Source organism: Ideonella sp. P3_A4, from assembly GCF_056403075.1.
Genome location: NZ_JBFUGE010000992.1, coordinates 1 through 1562 on the forward strand (window position 1 = coordinate 1; position 1562 = coordinate 1562).

At 70.8% G+C, this 1562-nt stretch carries 1 protein-coding gene; it reads right to left on the reverse strand.

Annotated elements, in window-relative coordinates; all coding sequences use genetic code 11:
- Window positions 1-104 precede the first annotated feature (104 nt).
- On the reverse strand, window positions 105-1562 hold a 1458-nt coding region (locus AC1DYI_RS35180), incomplete at its 5' end, for a serine/threonine protein kinase (protein WP_477208732.1).

Genomic DNA, 1562 nt, shown 5'->3' on the forward strand with positions numbered 1-1562 from the left:
ACTGGAAAAGCTGATGGGCCTGGTGCTGACCGCGATCGCAGTCGAGATGATCCTGGCGGGGTTGAAGCGCTACTTCTTCGGTTGAAGGCGCCCGCAGGCGCGCTTCACTTGCCGTAGCGGTCGCCGTCTTCCTTCTCTTTGCGCCATTTGACGCATCGGGGGTGGGCTGCGTATTCGGGCATCGCGCAGCGCTTGTCCATGCAGTTGTTCAGTGCGATGAGGACGCGGCCGCCGCAAACGGCATCAGGATCGAGCGGCCTGGCGGCGCTGGCCTGGGCCGCAGTTGGTGCAGCCGCGGTGGCGCTTGGTGCGGGCTGCGCGGGCGCTGGTTCGGCTGTTGCTGCAGGTGCCGGCAGGATGGCCTCGGGGCGTGGCGCTGGGCGCGTCTCGCGTGGCTTCGTGTCTGCAGGCTGGGCGCCGCCCGCCCGAAGGGGCGGCGGCTTGGCGGCAGGCGCGGCCGCCAAGGCCGGGGTGCTGCTCGGCGGCTCAGCAGAAGAGGCGCTGGCCGCAGCCATGGCGGGGGCCGATGCAGGCGTGCCTGCAATTGCCTCGTCCGCGGCCGAAGCCGCAGGCACCGCTGCCACGGCGGCGGAGGCTTCCGGTGCTGATGGCGTCACCGAAACGCTGGAGCCCGGCCTCATGACCCACCAAGTGACCCCTGYCACCACCAGCGCGGCGGCGCCTGCCACGGCGATCCCCAACCCGGAGCGCGCCGCCGGCTTGGCCGGCTCACTGCGCGCCGGTTTCGGCGCGGCGAGAGTCGGGGCCTGGGCCGCCTTGCCCTGCGCTGCCTCACGCGGGATGACGACGGTGCGGTCGTCATCGGCCGATGCAGCAGCGGGGGCTGGGGGAGGCGGCGGCTTTCGTTCGCCCGCCAGCGCCGCGCGCAACTCGGCAGCCGATTGCGGGCGATCCTGCGGGCGCACGCCGAGCGTCCAATCCAGTGCAGCGAGGAAGTCGGCCGAATACCCGGTCAGGCCCATGCGGGCCAGGGGCTGGTAGCTGTCGGCCACCGTGCGCGTGGTGGCGGCGGGCGGCGTCTGGCCCAGCAGCATGAAATGCATCACTGCGCCGAGCGCGTAGAAGTCGGTCCACGGGCCCTGGCGCAGGCCGGCTGCCTCGCCATATTGCTCGATGGGTGCGAAGCGCGGCTTCAGGATCGCGGTAAAGRTCTGCGTGCKGTCGCCGATSGCRCGCCGCGCCGCRCCRAAATCGAGCAGGATCGGSGCGCCGCCGCCRTCGGGCAGCASGATGTTGTCGGGCGMGATGTCGCGGTGGTAGACCGACTCGSCGTGCARCAGTYSSAGCCCGTCCAGCAGCGGCAGCAGCACGCCCCGCAGCCAGGCCTCGCTTGGCCGGCCGTTCATCGCTTTGCGCGCTTGCTGCAGCGTCTGCCCATGCAGGTAGGGCATCAGCATGTARGCGGTGCCGTTGGCTTCCCAGAASYGGTAGACCTTCAGCAGCGAGCGGTGRTCGAAGCGGGCCAGCAGSCGSGCYTCRTTGACGAASGAGCGRCGGCCGATGTCGAAGGTTTCGCTGTACGAGGCCGAGCGCAGCGACAC